The organism is Streptomyces sp. NPDC029151, from assembly GCF_055564315.1.
Genome location: NZ_JBVHWQ010000001.1, coordinates 1,437,612 through 1,455,932, shown reverse-complemented (window position 1 = coordinate 1,455,932; position 18,321 = coordinate 1,437,612). Strand labels below are relative to the sequence as shown.

General features: G+C 72.4%; 16 protein-coding genes. 2 read left to right on the top strand and 14 right to left on the bottom strand.

What is annotated here, in order from left to right; genetic code table 11:
• Positions 1 to 12: 12 nt before the first annotated feature.
• From ACZ4VF_RS05880 to ACZ4VF_RS05825, 12 genes are all read right to left on the bottom strand, one after another.
• The gene (locus tag ACZ4VF_RS05880; protein ID WP_467923386.1) at positions 13 to 1,122 is read right to left on the bottom strand and encodes an aliphatic sulfonate ABC transporter substrate-binding protein; all 1,110 of its coding nucleotides are present in this window, start codon (positions 1,120 to 1,122) and stop codon (positions 13 to 15) included.
• A gap of 235 nt (positions 1,123 to 1,357) precedes the next feature.
• Complete coding sequence (locus tag ACZ4VF_RS05875; protein ID WP_467923385.1) at positions 1,358 to 2,692, bottom strand: sulfate adenylyltransferase subunit 1; 1,335 nt, start codon at positions 2,690 to 2,692, stop codon at positions 1,358 to 1,360.
• Positions 2,693 to 2,694: 2 nt separating this feature from the next.
• The gene (cysD, locus tag ACZ4VF_RS05870; protein ID WP_467923384.1) at positions 2,695 to 3,630 is read right to left on the bottom strand and encodes a sulfate adenylyltransferase subunit CysD; all 936 of its coding nucleotides are present in this window, start codon (positions 3,628 to 3,630) and stop codon (positions 2,695 to 2,697) included.
• The gene (gene cysC / locus ACZ4VF_RS05865; protein WP_467923383.1) at positions 3,627 to 4,163 is read right to left on the bottom strand and encodes an adenylyl-sulfate kinase; all 537 of its coding nucleotides are present in this window, start codon (positions 4,161 to 4,163) and stop codon (positions 3,627 to 3,629) included. The genes cysD and cysC overlap by 4 nt, the downstream gene beginning before the upstream one ends.
• An 86-nt stretch (positions 4,164 to 4,249) precedes the next feature.
• A complete protein-coding gene (locus ACZ4VF_RS05860) occupies positions 4,250 to 4,960 on the bottom strand; it encodes a phosphoadenylyl-sulfate reductase (protein WP_467923382.1) in 711 nt (236 codons plus the stop codon).
• Positions 4,957 to 5,139 (bottom strand): hypothetical protein, encoded by a 183-nt coding sequence (locus ACZ4VF_RS05855; protein WP_467923381.1) that lies wholly within the window; start codon positions 5,137 to 5,139, stop codon positions 4,957 to 4,959. Before ACZ4VF_RS05855 ends, ACZ4VF_RS05860 begins: the two co-directional genes overlap by 4 nt.
• Complete coding sequence (locus ACZ4VF_RS05850) at positions 5,136 to 6,833, bottom strand: nitrite/sulfite reductase (RefSeq protein ID WP_467923380.1); 1,698 nt, start codon at positions 6,831 to 6,833, stop codon at positions 5,136 to 5,138. Before ACZ4VF_RS05850 ends, ACZ4VF_RS05855 begins: the two co-directional genes overlap by 4 nt.
• Before the next feature lie 123 nt (positions 6,834 to 6,956).
• Entirely contained in the window at positions 6,957 to 7,040 is an 84-nt protein-coding gene (locus ACZ4VF_RS05845) for a putative leader peptide (RefSeq protein ID WP_310739661.1), read from the bottom strand.
• Between the two features lie 127 nt (positions 7,041 to 7,167).
• Positions 7,168 to 7,740, bottom strand: coding sequence for a GNAT family N-acetyltransferase (locus ACZ4VF_RS05840; RefSeq protein ID WP_467923379.1), 573 nt, complete (start codon positions 7,738 to 7,740; stop codon positions 7,168 to 7,170).
• A gap of 97 nt (positions 7,741 to 7,837) precedes the next feature.
• On the bottom strand, positions 7,838 to 9,172 hold the full coding sequence (locus tag ACZ4VF_RS05835; RefSeq protein WP_467923378.1) for a hypothetical protein: 1,335 nt from the start codon (positions 9,170 to 9,172) through the stop codon (positions 7,838 to 7,840).
• Positions 9,173 to 9,340: 168 nt separating this feature from the next.
• The gene (locus ACZ4VF_RS05830) at positions 9,341 to 10,624 is read right to left on the bottom strand and encodes a GAF domain-containing protein (RefSeq protein WP_467923377.1); all 1,284 of its coding nucleotides are present in this window, start codon (positions 10,622 to 10,624) and stop codon (positions 9,341 to 9,343) included.
• A gap of 314 nt (positions 10,625 to 10,938) precedes the next feature.
• The gene (locus tag ACZ4VF_RS05825) at positions 10,939 to 12,573 is read right to left on the bottom strand and encodes an acyl-CoA dehydrogenase family protein (RefSeq protein WP_467923376.1); all 1,635 of its coding nucleotides are present in this window, start codon (positions 12,571 to 12,573) and stop codon (positions 10,939 to 10,941) included.
• Positions 12,574 to 12,711: 138 nt separating this feature from the next.
• On the opposite strand from ACZ4VF_RS05825, the gene ACZ4VF_RS05820 reads away from it, so the two are divergent.
• Complete coding sequence (locus tag ACZ4VF_RS05820) at positions 12,712 to 13,989, top strand: YihY/virulence factor BrkB family protein (RefSeq protein ID WP_467923375.1); 1,278 nt, start codon at positions 12,712 to 12,714, stop codon at positions 13,987 to 13,989.
• A gap of 521 nt (positions 13,990 to 14,510) precedes the next feature.
• Here the strand turns inward: ACZ4VF_RS05820 and ACZ4VF_RS05815 are convergent.
• A complete protein-coding gene (locus tag ACZ4VF_RS05815) occupies positions 14,511 to 15,425 on the bottom strand; it encodes a DUF817 domain-containing protein (protein ID WP_467923374.1) in 915 nt (304 codons plus the stop codon).
• A 57-nt stretch (positions 15,426 to 15,482) separates the two neighbouring features.
• Positions 15,483 to 16,466 carry a LysR family transcriptional regulator gene (locus tag ACZ4VF_RS05810; protein WP_467923373.1) on the bottom strand — a complete coding sequence of 328 codons (984 nt, stop codon included), beginning with the start codon at positions 16,464 to 16,466 and terminating at the stop codon, positions 15,483 to 15,485.
• Positions 16,467 to 16,596: 130 nt separating this feature from the next.
• On the opposite strand from ACZ4VF_RS05810, the gene ACZ4VF_RS05805 reads away from it, so the two are divergent.
• On the top strand, positions 16,597 to 18,051 hold the full coding sequence (locus ACZ4VF_RS05805; protein WP_467923372.1) for an MFS transporter: 1,455 nt from the start codon (positions 16,597 to 16,599) through the stop codon (positions 18,049 to 18,051).
• The last annotated feature ends 270 nt before the right edge of the window (positions 18,052 to 18,321 follow it).

Genomic DNA, 18,321 nt, shown 5'->3' with positions numbered 1-18,321 from the left:
CGGGGACCGGCGTCAGCTGGAGCCGAGGCCGGCGTCGTCGACCGGGCTCGCACCCTCGGCCTTGAGGACCTTGTTGAGGATCGTGAGGTCGTAGATCCCCTTGAGGTTCGGCTTGTCCAGCAGGCCGGCCTTGACCGCGTGCCGGGCCTCGGTGTCGAGGGTCGCGGCCAGCGGGTCGTCGGTGAACCGGATGGACTTCCACGCCGGGTCCAGCACGTTCGCCGACAGCGCCTTGCCGGAGTCGGCCTCGAGCTGCTTGTTCGCGGCGGCCTTCGCCTCGTCCGGGTGGGCGTTGATCCACTTGTTGGTCTCGACGGCCGCCTTCAGAACGGCCTCGACCGCCTTCGGGTGATCCTTGAGGAAGCCCTGCCGCACGATGATGTTGGTGATGACGAACTTCTTGTCCGGCCACAGGGACGACTCGTCCAGCAGCACCTTGCCGCCCTCGGCGACCAGCTTCGACGCGGTCGGCTCCGGCACCCAGGCCCCGTCGACCGAGCCGGACCGGTAGGCGTCCGGGGTGATCTTGTTGTCGGTGCGGACGACGGTGACGTCACCCTTGCCGCTCTGCGCGTCGACCTTCCAGCCCTGGTCGGCGGCCCAGTTGAGGAACGCCACGTCCTGCGTGTTGCCCAGCTGCGGGGTGGCGATCTTCTTGCCCTTGACGTCCTTCAGGGACTTGATCTTCTCCGGGTTCACCACCAGCTTCACACCGCCGGAGGCCGAACCACCGATGATCTTCAGGCTCTTGCCGTTCGACTTGGTGTAGCCGTTGATCGCCGGGGACGGGCCGATCCAGCCGATGTCGATGGAACCGGAGTTGAGGGCCTCGATCTCGGACGGCCCGGCGTTGAAGACGGCGGGCTTGACCTCGGTCGCGCCCAGCTCCTTCTGGAAGAAGCCCTTCTGCACGCCGACCAGCGCGGTCCCGTGGGTGAGGTTGCCGAAGTACCCGATCTTGACGGAGCCCAGCCCGTCGGTCTTCTCGGCGCCGGCGGCGACCTTGGCGGATGTGTCGTCCTGGGACTCGGACCCGTAGCCGCAGGCTGCGAGGGTCAACAGGGGGAGTGCGACGAGCGCGGCTGCGCCGCGGCGCAGGAAGGTGGAGCGGATGGCAGGCACGGGAGGCTTTCCTCTCGTTGGCCCGGCGGTCACGGTCTCTCAGGTCGTGGCCGGGAGGTCGGCAAAGGGTCTTCGTCGCATCCGGGACGTCGGGTGGGGGGAGTGGGCGCGCGAGCGGTGCGCGTACGTCAGCTCACACATCGCGCGACCCCGCCCTGCCCGCTGCCCAGGGCGCCGCTGCCGACACGGCCGCCCTCCTTCGCGAACGTCGAGTAGACGTCAGGGGATCTCATGCTCAGAAGTCCCAACCGTCGTCGTCGGTCTCGTCCTTGACCGGCTCCGGGGACGCGAACGACTCGCCGACCATGCCCGCGGTGAGCGTGGTGCCGTCGTTCGGGTCGATCAGGATGAACGAGCCCGTGCGGCGCGAGTCGGCGTAGGAGTCGACCGGCAGAGGCTCGGCGGTACGGATCTTCACCCGGCCGATGTCGTTGGCGGCGAGCTGTCCGGGGTGCGGGTGCAGGGACAGGTCGTCGAGCGTCAGCCGGGACGGGATGTCCCGCACGATCGCCTTGACCGTGCGCGTGCCGTGCTTGAGGAGCACCCGGTGGCCGACGGTCAGCGGGGCGTCGGCGACATGGCAGACGGTCGCCTCCACGTCCTGGGTGGTGGCCGGCGCGTCCTTCGTCGGCACGATCAGGTCCCCTCGCGAGACGTCGATGTCGTCCGCGAGCAGCACCGTCACCGACTGCGTGGTCCAGGCGACGTCGACCGGCCGGCCGAGCAGGTCGATGCCGGAGATCGTCGAGGTGCGGCCGGACGGCAGGACGGTGACCGGTTCGCCCACCCGGAAGGTACCGGCCGCGATCTGGCCGGCGTAGCCGCGGTAGTCGGGGTGCTCGGCGGTCTGCGGCCGGATCACGTACTGCACGGGCAGCCGCGCGTGGCAGTGCGCCAGGTCGTGGCTGACCGGAACGGTCTCCAGGTGCTCCAGCACGGTCGGGCCGCCGTACCAGTCCATGTTCGCGGACGGCTCCACCACGTTGTCGCCGGCCAGCGCGGAGATCGGGATCGCGGTGACCTCCGGGACGCCCAGCTCGGTCGCGTACGCCGTGAACTCCTCGGCGATGGCGGCGAAGACCTTCTCCCCGTACCCGACGAGGTCCATCTTGTTGACGGCGAGGACGACGTGCGGGACGCGGAGCAGGGCGGCGATGGCCGCGTGCCGGCGGGTCTGCTCGACCACGCCGTTGCGGGCGTCGACCAGGATCACGGTCAGCTCGGCCGTCGACGCGCCGGTGACCATGTTGCGGGTGTACTGCACATGGCCGGGGGTGTCGGCGAGGATGAACCGGCGGCGGGGCGTGGCGAAGTAGCGGTAGGCCACGTCGATGGTGATGCCCTGCTCCCGCTCGGCGCGCAGGCCGTCGGTGAGCAGCGCGAGGTCCGGGCCCTCCTGGCCGCGGCTCGCGGAGGCCCGCTCCACGGCCTCCAGCTGGTCGGTGAGGACCGACTTGGAGTCGTGCAGCAGCCGTCCGACGAGGGTGGACTTGCCGTCGTCGACGGAGCCGGCGGTGGCGAACCGCAGCAGCGTGGTGGCCGAGAGCGCCTCGGTCGTGGTCGTGCTCATGCTTAGAAGTACCCCTCGCGCTTGCGGTCTTCCATCGCGGCCTCGGAGAGCTTGTCGTCGGCGCGGGTCGCGCCCCGCTCGGTCAGCCGGGACGCGGCGATCTCGGCGATGACGTCGTCGAGCGTGGTCGCGTCGGAGTCGACGGCGCCGGTGCAGGACATGTCACCGACGGTGCGGTAGCGCACCTGCCGCTTCTCGACGGTCTCGCCGTCCTTCGGGCCGCCCCACTCGCCCGCGGTCAGCCACATGCCGTCCCGCTGGAACACCTCGCGCTCGTGCGCGAAGTAGATCTGCGGCAGCTCGATGCCCTCGCGGGCGATGTACTGCCAGACGTCCAGCTCGGTCCAGTTGCTGAGCGGGAAGACCCGGACGTGCTCGCCGGGGGCGTGCCGGCCGTTGTACAGGTTCCACAGCTCGGGGCGCTGGCGGCGCGGGTCCCACTGGGAGAACTCGTCGCGCAGCGAGAACACGCGCTCCTTGGCGCGGGCCTTCTCCTCGTCCCGCCGTCCGCCGCCGAAGACCGCGTCGAACTTCTCCGACTGGATCTTCTCGGTGAGGGGGAGCGTCTGCAGCGGGTTGCGGGTGCCGTCGGGGCGCTCCCTGAGCACACCGCGGTCGATGTAGTCCTGGACGGAGGCCACATGGAGGCGCAGCCCATGGGCGGCCACCACACGGTCCCGGTACTCGAGGACTTCCGGGAAGTTGTGTCCCGTGTCCACATGCAGCAGGGAGAACGGCACCGGCGCGGGCGCGAACGCCTTCAGCGCGAGGTGCAGCATGACGATGGAGTCCTTGCCGCCGGAGAACAGGATCACCGGGTTCTCGAACTCGCCCGCCACCTCACGGAAGATGTGCACCGCCTCGGACTCCAGAGCGTCCAGGTGCGACAGGGCGTACGGGCTGTCCGTGCCCTCTTCCACCTTGGCGACCGTGGTCATGCCAGTCCCCTCTCGCTCAGCAGCGCGTACACCGACGCGGCGGACTCCTGCACCGTCTGGTGCTGCGACTCGATCCGCAGGTCCGGCGTCTCCGGCTCCTCGTACGGGTCGTCCACGCCGGTGAGCCCGGACAGCTCGCCCGCGGCCTGCTTGGCGTACAGGCCCTTCACGTCCCGCACGCTGCACACCTCGACCGGGGTCGCCACATGGACCTCCAGGTACGGCGTCCCGTTCTCCTCGTGCCGCTTGCGGACGGCGTCCCGGCTGTCCGCGTACGGTGCGATCACCGGCACCAGCGCCTTGACGCCGTTGCGGGCGAGCAGCTCGGCGACGAAGCCGATGCGCTGGACGTTGGTGTGCCGGTCCTCCCGGGAGAAGCCGAGGCCCGCCGAGATGAACTCGCGGATCTCGTCGCCGTCGAGCACCTCGACCCGGTGGCCCTCGCCGCGCAGCCGGCCCGCCAGCTCGTGGGCGATGGTGGTCTTGCCGGCGCTCGGCAGACCCGTGAGCCAGACGGTGGCTCCGGTCGTCACGTGGTTCTCCTGAATCGCAGTGGTCGTGTCCGCCGCGACGGTGGCGGCGGGGGCTGTGGACGACGTGTGCGTCGCTGTGCGCGCCGTCATCCGTGCAGCCCGCACTCGGTCTTGGCGCGGCCGGCCCAGCGGCCGGCCCGCGCGTCCTCGCCCTCCAGGACCCGGCGGGTGCAGGGGGCGCAGCCGACGGAGGCGTAGCCGTCCATCAGCAACGGATTGGTGAGCACGCCGTGTTCGGTGACGTACGCGTCCACGTCGTCCTGGGTCCAGCGGGCGATCGGCGAGATCTTGACCTTCTGCCGCTTCTCGTCCCAGCCGACGACCGGGGTGTTCGCCCGGGTCGGGGACTCGTCGCGGCGCAGGCCCGTCGCCCACGCCTGATAGCCCTTCAGGCCCTCTTCCAGGGGCCGCACCTTGCGCAGCGCGCAGCACAGGTCGGGGTCGCGGTCGTGCAGCTTCGGGCCGTACTCCGCGTCCTGCTCGGCGACCGTCTGCCGCGGGGTGAGGGTGATGACGTTGACGTCCATCACGGCCTCCACGGCGTCCCGGGTGCCGATCGTCTCCGGGAAGTGGTAGCCGGTGTCGAGGAACACGACGTCGACGCCCTTCAGCACGCGCGAGGCGAGATGGGCGACCACGGCGTCCTCCATGGAGGAGGTGACGCAGAACTTCGCGCCGAAGGTGTCCACCGCCCACTGGAGGATCTCCAGCGCGGACGCGTCCTCCAGATCACGGCCCGCCTGCTCGGCGAGGGCCTTCAACTCCTCGGCCGTTCGCTCTTCCTGAGTGGTCGTCATATCCGGTCGTCCCCTCCGTCGTCGGCTCGCTGAAGACCCCGGGCCAGCAGCCCGAGGAACTTCAGCCGGAATGCGCGGTTGCACGCCCCGCATTCCCAGGCGCCGTGGCCCTCGTCGTTCGGACGCAGGTCCTCGTCGCCGCAGTAGGGGCAGTAGAAGGGTGCGGCGCGCTCGCTCATGACAGGGCCTCCTCGGAGGCTCGCGAGGCCCAGGCCGCGAACCGCTCGCCGTCCTCGCGCTCCTCCTGGAACCGCTTCAGCACGCGCTCGATGTAGTCGGGCAGTTCCTCCGACGTCACCTTCAGACCGCGCACCTTGCGGCCGAAACCCGCCTCCAGGCCGAGCGCGCCGCCGAGGTGCACCTGGTAGCCCTCGACCTGCTCGCCCCGGTCGTCGAGGACCAGCTGACCCTTGAGGCCGATGTCCGCGACCTGGATGCGGGCGCAGGCGTTCGGGCAGCCGTTGAGGTTGATGGTGATCGGCTCGTCGAAGTCCGGCAGGCGCCGCTCCAGTTCGTCGATCAGCTGCGACCCGCGCTGCTTGGTCTCCACGATGGCGAGCTTGCAGAACTCGATGCCGGTGCAGGCCATCGTGCCGCGCCGGAAGGACGACGGCCGGGCGGTGAGGTCCAGCGCCTCCAGGCCCTCCACCAGCGAGTCGACCTGGTCCTGCTCGACGTCGAGGACGATCATCTTCTGCTCGACGGTGGTGCGGACCCGGCCCGAGCCGTGCGCCTCGGCGAGGTCGGCGACCTTCGTCAGCGTCGCCCCGTCGACCCGGCCGACGCGCGGCGCGAAACCGACGTAGAACCGGCCGTCCTTCTGCCGGTGCACACCGATGTGGTCGCGCCACTGCTGCACCGGCTGCTCGGGGGCGGGCCCGTCGGTCAGCTTGCGTCCCAGGTACTCGTCCTCCAGCACCTGCCGGAACTTCTCCGCGCCCCAGTCCGCGACGAGGAACTTCAGCCGGGCGCGGTTGCGCAGCCGGCGGTAGCCGTAGTCACGGAAGATGGAGATGACCCCCTCGTAGACGTCCGGGACCTCGTCGATCGACACCCACGCGCCGAGCCGTACACCCAGCTTGGGGTTGGTGGACAGACCGCCGCCCACCCACACGTCGAAACCCGGCCCGTGCTCGGGGTGGCGTACGCCGACGAACGCGACGTCGTTGATCTCGTGCACGACGTCCAGCAGCGGCGAACCCGAGATGGCCGTCTTGAACTTCCGGGGGAGGTTGGAGTACGCCTTGTTGTTCAGGACCCGGCGCTTCATCTCCTCCAGCGCCGGTGTGGCGTCGATGATCTCGTCCTCGGCGATGCCCGCCACCGGGGAGCCGATCATCACACGCGGGGTGTCACCGCAGGCGGTGACCGTGGACAGGCCGACACCCTCCAGCCGGTCCCAGATCTCGGGCACGTCCTCGATCCGGATCCAGTGGTACTGGACGTTCTGCCGGTCGGTGATGTCCGCCGTGCCGCGCGCGAACTCCTGCGAGATCTCACCGATCACCCGCAGCTGCCGCGTCGTCAGGGCCCCGCCGTCGATGCGGACGCGCAGCATGAAGTAGCTGTCGTCCAGCTCCTCCGGCTCCAGGATCGCGGTCTTGCCGCCGTCGATCCCGGGCTTGCGCTGGGTGTACAGCCCCCACCAGCGCATCCGGCCGCGCAGGTCGCTCGGGTCGATCGAGTCGAAGCCCCGCTTGGAGTAGATCGTCTCAATGCGTGTCCGCACATTGAGACCGTCGTCGTCCTTCTTGACCTGCTCGTTGCCGTTGAGGGGCGTGAAGTGGCCGGCGGCCCACTGGCCCTCACCGCGGTGACGGCTCACCTTGCGGCGGGGCGCGGAGGCGGCGGGGTTCTGTGGGGTGGCGGCCATGGTTGTACGTCCTTCGGACCGGGGGAGTCAGGTCTGACCTGCGCGGACGCGCGCACGCGGGCAGGCGTGCGCGTCCTTGCGCAAGGAGAGTGGAATGCGGGTGTTCGCGGCGGTGCTGGGGCGTCAGCTCGCCGGACAGATGGCGCTGGACATGCGGCCGAGGTCGACGTGCCGCCGACTCACCAAGGCAATTCCAGTTCCAGGCATGACGGCAGCGTGTCACGGCGATCTGGACACAGTCCAGCTTCGTCCATCATGCGGACACCCTTGTCCCGAAGGGTGGGACAAGGGTGTCGTCGCTCACATGTGCCGCCGGAAGGCTTGTCCCGGCGGGTCAGGCGGAGTATGCCCCGGGCCACGGTCCCGGCGTGGCCGCGTCCGGCTCCGGCTCCACCTTGGTGTCGAAGAGCTTGAAGCCGCGCCGCTGGTAGTTGTCCATCGCGAACTCGCCGTCCTTGCTGCACGTGTGCAGCCACACCCGCTTGGTCGGCGTCCGTCCCGGCCACCGCTCGGCCAGGTCCCAGGCGCGGGCCGTGCCCTGCGCCAGCAGATGGCCGCCGATGCGCCGGCCGCGGAAGGCGGGGATCAGCCCGAAGTAGACGATCTCGACCGCGCCCTCGTCCTGCGGCTCCAGCTCGACGTAGCCGGCCGGGGTCCCGCGGTCGTAGGCCACCCAGGTCTCCACGCCGGGCCGCTCCAGGTACTCCTGCCACCGCGCGTACGTCCAGCCCAGCCGGTCGGTCCAGTGGATGTCGCCGCCGACCGAGGCGTACAGGAACCGGCTGAACTCGGGGGAGGGCACCTCGGCGCGGACGATCCGGACCTCGCCGTCGGGCGCGGCGGCGGGCAGGAGGTCGGCCGGAGAGGTCTGCTCCAGGGACCAGGTGGTGACGGGGACGCTGCTCATGCGGCCAGGGAACCATCCCGCGGCCCGGTCTGTCGATCGGCTCCCGGCGGCCCCGGCCCTAGCCGACCCCCCCGCGACGGAACCCCGGCCCGCGTGGTCAGTCCAGGGAGCGGTCGAGACCGGCCAGCGGCACCGCGAAGAGCATCCGGTCGGACAGCGACCACACCTCGCCGGTCGCCGGCCAGTAGGAGAGGGAGCCCGCCTCCCGCGCCCAGCAGCGGTCGGAGGCGTCGGCGCCGCAGCGCGCCGGCCGGGCGCCCTCGGTGTCCTGCCGCCACAGTCCGCCGTGCCCGTCCCGCGAAGCGGGCAGCCGTCCCACATACCAGGACGCCCGGTCCGCCCCGGCCGGCCGGTACGACAGCACGCCCCGGATGCCGCCCGTCCGGGTCCGGAACGCCTCCACCGCGTCCGCCCGGCCCCGGGCGTCGGTGGCGAGCAGCCCGGGGCGCGCCGGATCGGTGCTGAACGCGTACCGCCACAGCCGGGCGTGCCGGTCGGCGCCGGGCTCGGTCCGCTCCGCGGCGACCAGGCTGTCGGGTGCCGTGCCGCGGTCGAGGGCGAGCGCCCCGGGGCAGGGCGGGCCGGAGGGGGTGCAGCGGCCGTCCGTATAGCGGTACGAGCCGACGGCGGGCAGCACGTAGCCGTAGCCGTCCGCGGACCAGCCGCCGGGCACCCGGCCGATCGCGGGCCCGTCGACCGTGGTGCGCTGGATGCGGTCGAGGTCGTAGACGTACAGCGCGTCGGCGCCGCCCGCCGTGGTGGAGACGAGCAGCTTGTTCCCGTACCAGACCATGCCCGAGACGCCGGAGGCCAGGCCCCGGTAGTCCCGGCCGCCGTCGACCGGTACCACCAGCAGCACCCAGCGGTAGGCGGGGTGTGCGGGGTCGTCGGCGTCGACGAAGGCGACCCGGGTGAGGCCGCGCTCGGCGGGACGGCCGGCGGTGGTGCTGTGGGTCCAGCCGGCGAGGACGACGCGGTGGGTGCCCCAGACGCCGTCGTGGTCGGCGGCCCCGGAGGTGGTCACCGAGGCCGGCCGCCAGGTGTCACCGGCGGCGTCGGCCGGGTCCCAGCAGTAGGCGCGGGCGGGGGCCGGGGCGACGGGCAGGGAGGCGCGGTCGCCGGAGGAGCAGTCGGCGGCCTCGCGCAGTCCGCGGTCGGCGCTCCGCAGGACGGCGTCCACACCGACCGGGCGGCCCATCGCGGCGGTGAGCCGGTCCAGCGCGCGGGCCGGGACCAGGTCCTCCTGGAGCCGGAGCGGACCGGTGTCGGCCCGGGAGGTCAGCGGCTTCAGCGCGCCCGGGCTCTCGGTGACCTCGGCCTGGGAGACGCTGATCAGCGTGGCGGTGGCGGTGAGCGCCAACGCGGTACCGGTCAGGACGGCGCGCAGTGCCGCGCCCCGCCTGCGCCTGCGGTGTCTGCCGCGATGCTTCATCTCTCCTCCAGACGGCGGGCCAACTGCGCCTCGTGATCCGTACGTTGACGCGAGGAGCAGGTGGGGGGCCCGTACCGGATGCTACGGCAGGAACGGGCCGGGCAGGGCCAAGACCCCGCAGATGGGCGGAAGACGTGCGGGCGGGGTGGACGCCGGTCCGTCGGGCGGCTATCCGGGCCGACCGCCGCCCCCCGCATTCCGTTTCAGGGCCACCGCCGGTGCCGTCGACTGCGTGAGCAGGTCACGCGGATCGTCCGGGAGGACAACCGCGACTTCCGTATCCTCGCTGAAACGATACGGCCGGTGCTGGAGGAGTTCCCCCAGATACCGCCGGATCCTGGACATCTCCGCCCGTACGGTGACGGTCCGGGACGGGTCGCCGAACAGGTCCTCGGCCAGCTCCGCCGCCCCGCGCCCGGTGCGGTGCTCGGCGAGCAGGAACAGCAACTCCGCGTGGCGCGGACTCAGTTCCCGCGACCAGGAGACCTCCGACTCCTCGACCGTCACCGTGCAGCGCCCCGGCCGGGCGAGGTCCAGCACGACCCGGCGGACGGCGCCGGCCCGCGGCTCGTCCTCCGCCCGCAGCAACCAGCCCCCGGCCAGCGGCTCCACCGTGCACGACCCGAGCGAGGGCAGCCACCGGCGGCCCGGTGTCAGCGGCTTCGGCAGCGTCACCCTGCGTACGTACGGCATTCCGGTCACGGCCGCCGACCAGCCGTCCCGGTCCACCACCACCGCCCGCCCGGCGAGCCGGGCCAGCACCGGCGCCGCCACCGCCCGCAGCCGCTCCAGCGAGGCCAGGTGCCGCTCGCGCAACCGGGCCTCGGCCAGCTTGGCCACCGAGTCCACCCAGGCCAGGGTGGCCGGGTGCATCGTCTCCAGCGGACCGCTGAGATCCACCACGCCGAGCAGCCGGCCGTCCCGCGGATCGGTGATCGGCGCCCCCGTACACGTCCAGGCGGTCTGCGACCGTACGAAGTGCTCGCCGGCGAACACCTGGACCGGCCGCCGCACCACCGCCGGGGTGCCCACCCCGTTGGTACCGACGACGTCTTCCCGCCAGTCCGCGCCGAGTTCGAAACCGAGCCCGTCGGCCTTGCGCAGCACCGCGGCCGCCCCCTCCCGCCACAGCACGCGCCCGTCGGCGTCCGCCACGACCATGATGTGCTGGGCGACGTCCGCGACCGAAAGCAGACCCTCCCGCAGCACCGGCAGGACGTGCCGCAGCGGCGACTCCTCCCGCCGGCGCCGCACCTCCTCGGACGGCAACAGCCGTGACCGGACGTCGTGTTCGGGGTCGACGCCGCTGCGCAGCGCCCGCTCCCACGACTGCTCGATCACCGGCCGGGGCGCGATCCGCGCACGTCGTCCGGAGAGCGCGGCCTCGCGCACCTCGATCAGCACCCGCGCCGCCTGTGCCGCGTCCACGGCGGCCAGGCGCGCCACGTTCATCGGCGGGTTCCCCACTGCGGTCCTCCCGGAAAGGCCGTCGAACACACGTGTCAAGCCGTCCGGGTGGCGGAATCCGGTCCGACTGTGCCCCTCATACTGCCGCTCCGGGCATGGCGGAGGCACAGACTCCGCGCACGTGCCCCCATAAGTTGCAACCCCCTGCAACCCTGGTGGACCGCCGCGAGGTGGCCGAGACTTGACCCAGGCGGTGGGGGGTGGTGCCGTGTCGGCGCAGCATCACCCCCTCCCTCCGGGGAACCCTCGGGTGCGTGGCCCGGGCGTGCGGCCCGGGGCGTGCGGGCGACCGGGGGCGGTCAGGCCGGCCTTGCCCGGTCCACCACCGATTCCAGGTCCAGCCCCGCCGGCAGCGTGCCGAACGACGCTCCGTGATCGCCGCCCAGGCGGGAGGCGCAGAAGGCGTCGGCGACCTCCGGGGGCGCGTGCCGTACCAGGAGGGAGCCCTGGAGGGCGAGGGCCAGCCGCTCCACCAGCCGCCGGGCCCGGCCCTCGATGCCGTCAAGGTCGGCGAGTTCGGTGAACAGGTCCTTCACCGCACGGTCCAGCCGGTGGTCGGCGCCGTGGGCCCGGCCGATCTCGGTGAGACAGGCGTCCAGCGCACCCGGTTCCCGCTGCAGGGCCCGCAGCACGTCCAGCGCCTGTACGTTCCCGGCGCCCTCCCAGATGGAGTTCAGCGGCGACTCCCGCACCAGCCGGGGCATGCCGGAGTCCTCCACGTACCCGTTGCCGCCCAGGCACTCGGCGGCCTCCACGGCCACCGGGGCGCAGCGCTTGGTGATCCAGTACTTCGCGGCGGGCACCGCGAGCCGCAGGAACGCGCGCTCCTGCTCGCCCCCGTCGTCGTAGGCGGCGGCCAGCCGCAGCGCGAGCGCGGTCGCCGCCTCGGACTCCAGCGCGAGGTCGGCGAGGACGTTGCGCATCAGCGGCTTGTCGACCAGCTTCCCGCCGAACGCCTCCCGGTACGTGCAGTGGTGCACGGCCTGCGCCACCGCCTGCCGCATCAGGCCCGCCGAGCCGAGCGCGCAGTCCAGCCGGGTCGCGGCGACCATCCCGATGATCGTGTGCACCCCGCGCCCCTCCTCGCCGACCCGGCGCGCCCAGGTGCCGTCGAACTCCACCTCGGCGGAGGCGTTCGAGCGGTTGCCCAGCTTGTCCTTCAGCCGCTGGACCAGGAAGGTGTTCCGGCCGCCGTCGGGCAGGACCCGCGGGACCAGGAAGCAGGTGAGCCCGTCCGGCGCCTGCGCGAGCACCAGGAAGGCGTCCGACATGGGCGCCGAGCAGAACCACTTGTGCCCGGTCAGCGCGTACGTCCCGGGTTCCGCGAGGGGCCGTGCCCGGGTGGTGTTCGCGCGGACGTCGCTGCCGCCCTGCTTCTCGGTCATGCCCATCCCGAACAGCGCGCCGGGCTTCCGGCCGGCGGGCCGCAGCTCCCGGTCGTACACCGTGGACGCCAGCCGGGGCTCCCACTCGGCGGCCAGCTCCGGGTCGGCGCGCAGCGCGGGCACGGCCGCGTGCGTCATCGACAGCGGACAGCAGGTGCCCGCCTCGACCTGCGTCCAGACCAGGAACCCGGCCGCCCGGCGCACGTGCCCGGACGGCCGGGTCCAGGCGCCGGTCAGGCCGGCCGAGACGCCCTTGCCGAGCAGCCGGTGCCAGGCGGGGTGGAACTCGACCTCGTCGATCCGGTGGCCGTACCGGTCGTGACTGCGCAGCCGGGGCGGGCAGTCGTTCGCCTGTGCCGCCCACTCCTGCAGCTGTGCCGAGCCGGCGGCCCGGCCGAGCGCCGACAGCTCGCCGCGCACCTCGTCCAGGACGTCCGGGCCGGTGTACCGGTCGACGGCCTCCACGAGGGCCCGGTCGGCGGTGAAGACGTCGTAGCCGACCAGAGGGGGCGGCTGGTTCGTCACGGTGTGGGTGGAGGTGCCTGCCATGACTGCGAACCTACCCGGGACGGCGGCGATGACGCAGTGACGGCCCCAGAGTGGCACAGCGCGGCCGGTCCGGGGCGGAGAACCGTCGACCGGGCCCGGAAGGTGAGTGCGGCCCCGTGCGGCGGATACCGTTAGGACGTGCAGCCAGCAAGTGACATCCCCGAGCAGCCGGCCGGTCGGCTCCACCGGGCCAGAGCCCTCTACCGGAACGTATCCAAGCGCAGGACCGCCTGGCTGTTGCTCAAGGACACCGTCAACTCCTGCATGGAGTACCGCATCCTGGGCCTGGCGGCCGAGGCGGCGTTCTTCACGCTGCTGTCCGTGCCTCCGCTGCTGCTGAGCCTGATCGGCCTGCTCGGCTACGTCGACGACTGGACCGGCGCCGACACCATCCACAGCCTGGAGACCAACCTGCTGGAGGCATCCCGCACGGTGCTCTCCGACAAGGGCGTCAAGGAGATCGCCGAGCCGATCCTGGACGACGTGATGAAGGGCGGCCGGCCCGACGTCATCTCCATCGGCTTCCTGTTCGCCCTGTGGTCGGGCTCGCGCGCCGTGAACGTCTTCATCGACACCATCACCGTCATGTACGGCCTGGACGGCGTCCGGGGCATCGTCAAGACCCGGATCATGGCGTTCCTGCTGTTCATCGTGGCCCTGCTGATCGGCTCGGTGGCGCTGCCGCTGATGGTGGCGGGGCCGGACGCGGTCGTCCGGATCGTGCCCTGGTCGGAGACGGTCGTCCAGGTGCTGTACTGGCCGGTCGTGATCGTCCTGTCCATCGTCTTCCTGACGACGCTGTACCACGTGTCGGTGCCGGTCCGCTCCCCGTGGATCGAGGACGTGCCGGGCGCCCTGGTCGCCCTCGCCATGTGGGTGCTGGGCAGCTTCCTGCTGCGCATCTACCTCACGCACTCCATCGAGGGCGCCACCATCTACGGCTCCCTCGCCGCCGCCGTCGCCGTGCTGCTGTGGATCGGTGTGTCCGCCTTCGCGGTGCTCGTCGGCGCGGCGGTGAACGCGGCCATCGACCGGGTCTGGCCCGCCGCGGCCACGGCCGCGGCACGCGAGGCCAACGAGCGGGTGCGGCACGCGCAGGTCGCCGAGTACGTCGCCCGCGCCGCGGCGGCCCGCGAGGACGACCCCGACGACCCCGACGACCCGGACATGCCCTCCGAGTTCCCCGAGCGCTGGTCTCGCTTCCTCCCCCCGGAGGACGTGACGGCCCGCCTGCGCACCCATGCGAAGAACTCGCACCACGCCCACAAGGGCGGCGGGGGGCACGGCGGCCGTGGCGGACACGGTGACGACGGTGGTCACGGTGGGTATGACGGACACGATGACCGTGGCGGCCACGGTGGGTACGGCGGATACGGTGACCACGGCGGCCATGGTGGCAGCGCCGGCGCTTCCTGATCGCGGCGGTCTCCGGTTCCTGGCGGCGATGTCCGGCTCCTCCCGGCGATCTCCGTCTCCACCCTTGGGCGCTTCGGGTGTCGACCCCACGGTGGAGAAGGCGGCTGCGCTTGTCCCCGGGATGTCCACCCCGCACTCCACCCCTGCGCCGATCCGCCGGACACGGTCCCGCGCCTAGCGTGATGGCACAGGCGTTACGGCTCCGGGACCGGCAGGAGGCAGCGGACATGGTGGAACCCACGGAACCGGCAGGACCGGGAGAACCGACGGGACCGACGGAACCGGCGGCACACATGCGGAACGGGGCACGGCGCGGGGGACGGCCGGTGCGACGAAGTCCCCGCGGCCGCCCAGGCGGCCCGGACCCAGGGCAGCCAAGCCGCCCGGAGCGGTTCGCGGCGCTCTGCTGTCCCTCGCCGGGGCATCCTCCCACCGCTCCTCGTCCGCTGCGCATCCCCGGACCCGGTGCCGGTCAGGCGCGCTCCGTCGCCGAGCGGGGTGCCGCCGGCCCACCAGACCGGTCACGGCGCCTCGTACGGTCGTGCGGTCACCGTGGGCGGCGGCCGGTCAGCCGGTCCTGAAGGAACCGGACACCGGGAAGACCCGCGGCGGCCGCCGCCCGGATCCGGGGCGTCCGGCGCGGCGGATCCGGGCCGGGCGGCCCCGAGACGCTCGGCGAGCACGAAGGTGACGCTGATCAGCAGGGACCAGGCGCCGAACTTGGTCAGGGGCACCGGCTGCCAGCCGCCGAGCTGCTGCGGGTAGCTCCAGGCGCCCGCGTAGGTCGCGGCGTTCTCGGCGATCCACAGGAAGAAACCGATCAGGACGAAGGAGACGGCGAGCGGCATGCGGTAGCGGCGGGCGCCCACGCTGAAACCCACCCAGGTCCCGGCGGTCGCGGCGGTCATCGCCGCCGCGAGCGGCCAGCGCAGGTCCGGCATCCAGTGGTGGGTGAAGAAGTTGAGGTAGACGGCGGCGGCCACCAGGGTCGTGGCGGCGGCGCGGTAGCGGGTGTAGCTCAGTCGCATCAGCCGCCGGGCCCGGCAGACGTAACCGGCGACCGCGGCGTACATGAAACCGCCGTACAGCGGCACCCCGGCGATCTTCGTGAGGGCGTGCTCCGGGTAGCTCCACGAACCCAGGCGCACCTTGACCAGCTCGAACAGGAGGCCCAGCACATGACAGACGGCGATCACGACGGTGTCCCGCCGGGTCTCCCAGCCGACCCGGCGGGCGACGAGGGTGAGCAGCACGCCGTAGACCAGGACCAGGTCGTACCGCGCCACGGGCAGCGGGGGCAGCAGGCGGGAGGCGCCGATCCCGGCCAGCAGCGCTCCGGCGAAGGCGCAGGCGCGGACCTGGAGCACGCCGAACCGGACCAGTTGGGCCGACCCGTGCCGGAGCCCGCCCACGGCGGACCGCTGCTCGTCGCGCATGCCCCCTCCTTCGTGCGACAGCGAGGGGGCTGATCCTAGGCATGGAATTGAACACGTTCAAACGCGGGGGTGCGGTACCGGTGCGGCCGGGTCCGGGTGGCCGTACGCCGTGGGCGCGGCCGCCGGCACCCCGGCTCGCGGAGGCTGCCGCGTCACGGTCCGGGCGGCTTCGCGGGCGGCCCCGGCGAAGGCCTGGAGGGCGCCGGTGGCGTGTCCGGCCCGCCACACCAGCCCGTAGCGGGCTGGCTCCGCGTCCGAGAGGGGAACGTAGGCGACACCGGGGCGGGCGTGGTACAGGGCCGTGTGCGCGGGTGCGAGCATCGCGCCCCTGCCGGCGGCGACCAGCATCAACGCCTCCTGCATGTGGGTCATGCCGGGGCCGCGGGCGATGGGCCGGCCGCTCGGTGTGCGGGTGGGGGCGTGGTGTTCGAGCCAGTGGTCGGGAACGTCGCCGGTGATCGTGAGCAGCGGTACACCGGCCAGGTCCTCGAGGGACACCGTTTCCCGGGCGGCGAGCGGATGCGCCGCACCGACCGCGAGGACGCGTGCCTCCGCGAGCAGCGCCGGACCCTCGACGAGATCCGGCTGCCGTACGGGGAGTTCGGCGATCTGGAGGTCGAACTCGCCCTTGCGCAGCTGACCGTACGGATCGGCGAGCGGCACCTCGCAGAATTCCACGGCGAGCCGGGGGTGGCCGGCGCGCAGCATCTCGGTCGTCCTCATCACGATCTCGCCGGCCAGCGGGTTCGAGAAGCCGACGTGCAGCACGGTGTCGACGCCGCGCGCGGTGGCGGCGGCCCGCTCCAGGGCTGCCTCGATCGCGCGGTGGTGCGGTTCCAGGTCGGCGCGCAACTGCCGGCCGAGCGAGGAGAGGGCGACGCGGCGGCTGGTCCGGACGAACAGCGGGGCGCCGACCCGGCGTTCGAGGCGCTGGACGAGCTGGCTCACCCGGGCCCGGGACAACCTCATGCGCTCGGCCGTCCGCCCGAAGTGCAGCTCCTCGGCGAGCAGGAGGAAGCACTCCAGTTCATCGCGTTCCATCGACGTCCCCGGGTCCCTCGGATCGGTAAGCCTGACTGAACGAACGTTGCGATCTTCGCCGTTGTTCCTGCTCCGTGCCCGGCCCAAGGTGGTCGAGCCGACAACGTCCCCGGATCTGCGAGGAACCGACATGACTTCACGGAAAACGGCGTCCGCTCTGAGCGCACGGGGCTGGGGTGTCCTGCTCGTCCTGTGCGGCGCGATCTTCCTGGAGGGCATCGATGTGGCCATGCTCAATGTGGCCCTGCCGTCCATCCGGGCCGACCTCGGTCTGTCCACCGGCTCCCTGCAGTGGGTCATGAGCGCGTACGTCCTCGGATACGGCGGCTTCATGCTGGTGGGCGGACGCGCCGCCGACCTCTTCGGGCGCCGCCGGATGTTCGTCCTCTGGCTCTCGGTCTTCCTGCTCTTCTCCGGGCTGGGCGGATTCGCCACGGAGGGCTGGATGCTGATCGTCGCCCGGTTCGTCACCGGAGTCGCCGCCGCCTTCATGGCCCCGGCGGGCCTGTCCCTCATCACCACCGGCTTCGAGGAGGGCCCGCAGCGCAACAAGGCCCTGCTCCTCTACTCCGGCACGGCGGCCGGCGGGTTCTCGGTCGGCCTGGTCGTCGGCGGGCTGCTCACCTCGGTCGGCTGGCGCTGGGTGTTCTTCGCACCGGTCGTGCTCGCCGCGCTGATCCTCCTCGCGGCGCTCGTCCTCGTGCCCGGGGCGCCGCGTCCCGACCGCACCGGCCGGAGCGTCGACCTGGCCGGCGGCCTCACCATCACCGCGGCCGTGATCCTGCTCGTCCTCGGCGTGGAGCGCGCCGGCCACACGAGCGTCCTGTGGACCCTCGGCACGCTGGGCGCCGGCCTCGTCCTCCTCGCCGCGTTCATCGCCCTGGAGCGCCGCTCACCATCCCCGCTCGTCCGGCTCGGCATCTTCCGCAGCGGCGCCCTGGTCCGCGCCAACCTCGTCGGACTGCTCTTCGCCGCGGGCTTCTTCGGCTTCCAGTTCCTGGTCGTCCTCTACCTCCAGGAGCTGCGGGACTGGTCCACAGTGCAGACCAGCTTCGCGATGATCGTCATCGGTGTCGACGCGATCCTCTCCCCGGTCCTCACCCCCAGGCTGGTGAACCGCTTCGGCAACCCACGGGTGATCTTCGCCGGACTGCTTCTGGCCTCGCTGTCGTACGCCCTGTTCCTGCCGCTCGGGGCCGACTGGACGTACCTGGCGATGCTTCCCGGGCTGCTCACCCTCGGCATCGCCTTCTCCCTCGCCTACGGCCCTCTCACCATCGTCGCCACCGAGGGCGTCGAGGAGGAGGAGCAGGGCCTGGCCGGCGGACTGCTCTACACCTCTTTCCAGTTCGGCGCCGCGATCGGCCTCTCCACGGCCACCGCCGTCAACGTGTCGGCCACCGCGTCGTCGTCACCGGCCGCGCTGCTCGACGGCTACCGGGCGGCCCTGTGGGTCCCGCTCGCCGCGGCCCTGCTCGCCGCGCTGATCGGCGCCTTCGGACTGCGCGGTCGGCCGGCGGTCACGGTCGCCGTGTCGGGCGTACCCGCCGACCGGGCCGTCGACGAACTCCCCGCCGCCCCCTGATCCTTCGTCGGCGAGGCGGTACGCGGCCGGTGGCCGCGGAACCGTGTCCGGCAGCCGGGCACTCCCGGACGGCGGACGGGTCCGGCACTCGACCGGAGGCGACCGGTCCGTCCGGGAGCCACCGGTCGAGTGCCGGGGGGCGAGTGCCGGGGGGCGAGTGCCGGGGGGCGAGTGCCGGGGGGCGAGTGCCGGTCGGACCGGGCCCTTGGACCTCCAGGTGGCTCCCGCCGCACGGTCTCACCAGGTGATCGCGCCCCCAACCCCCGGGCG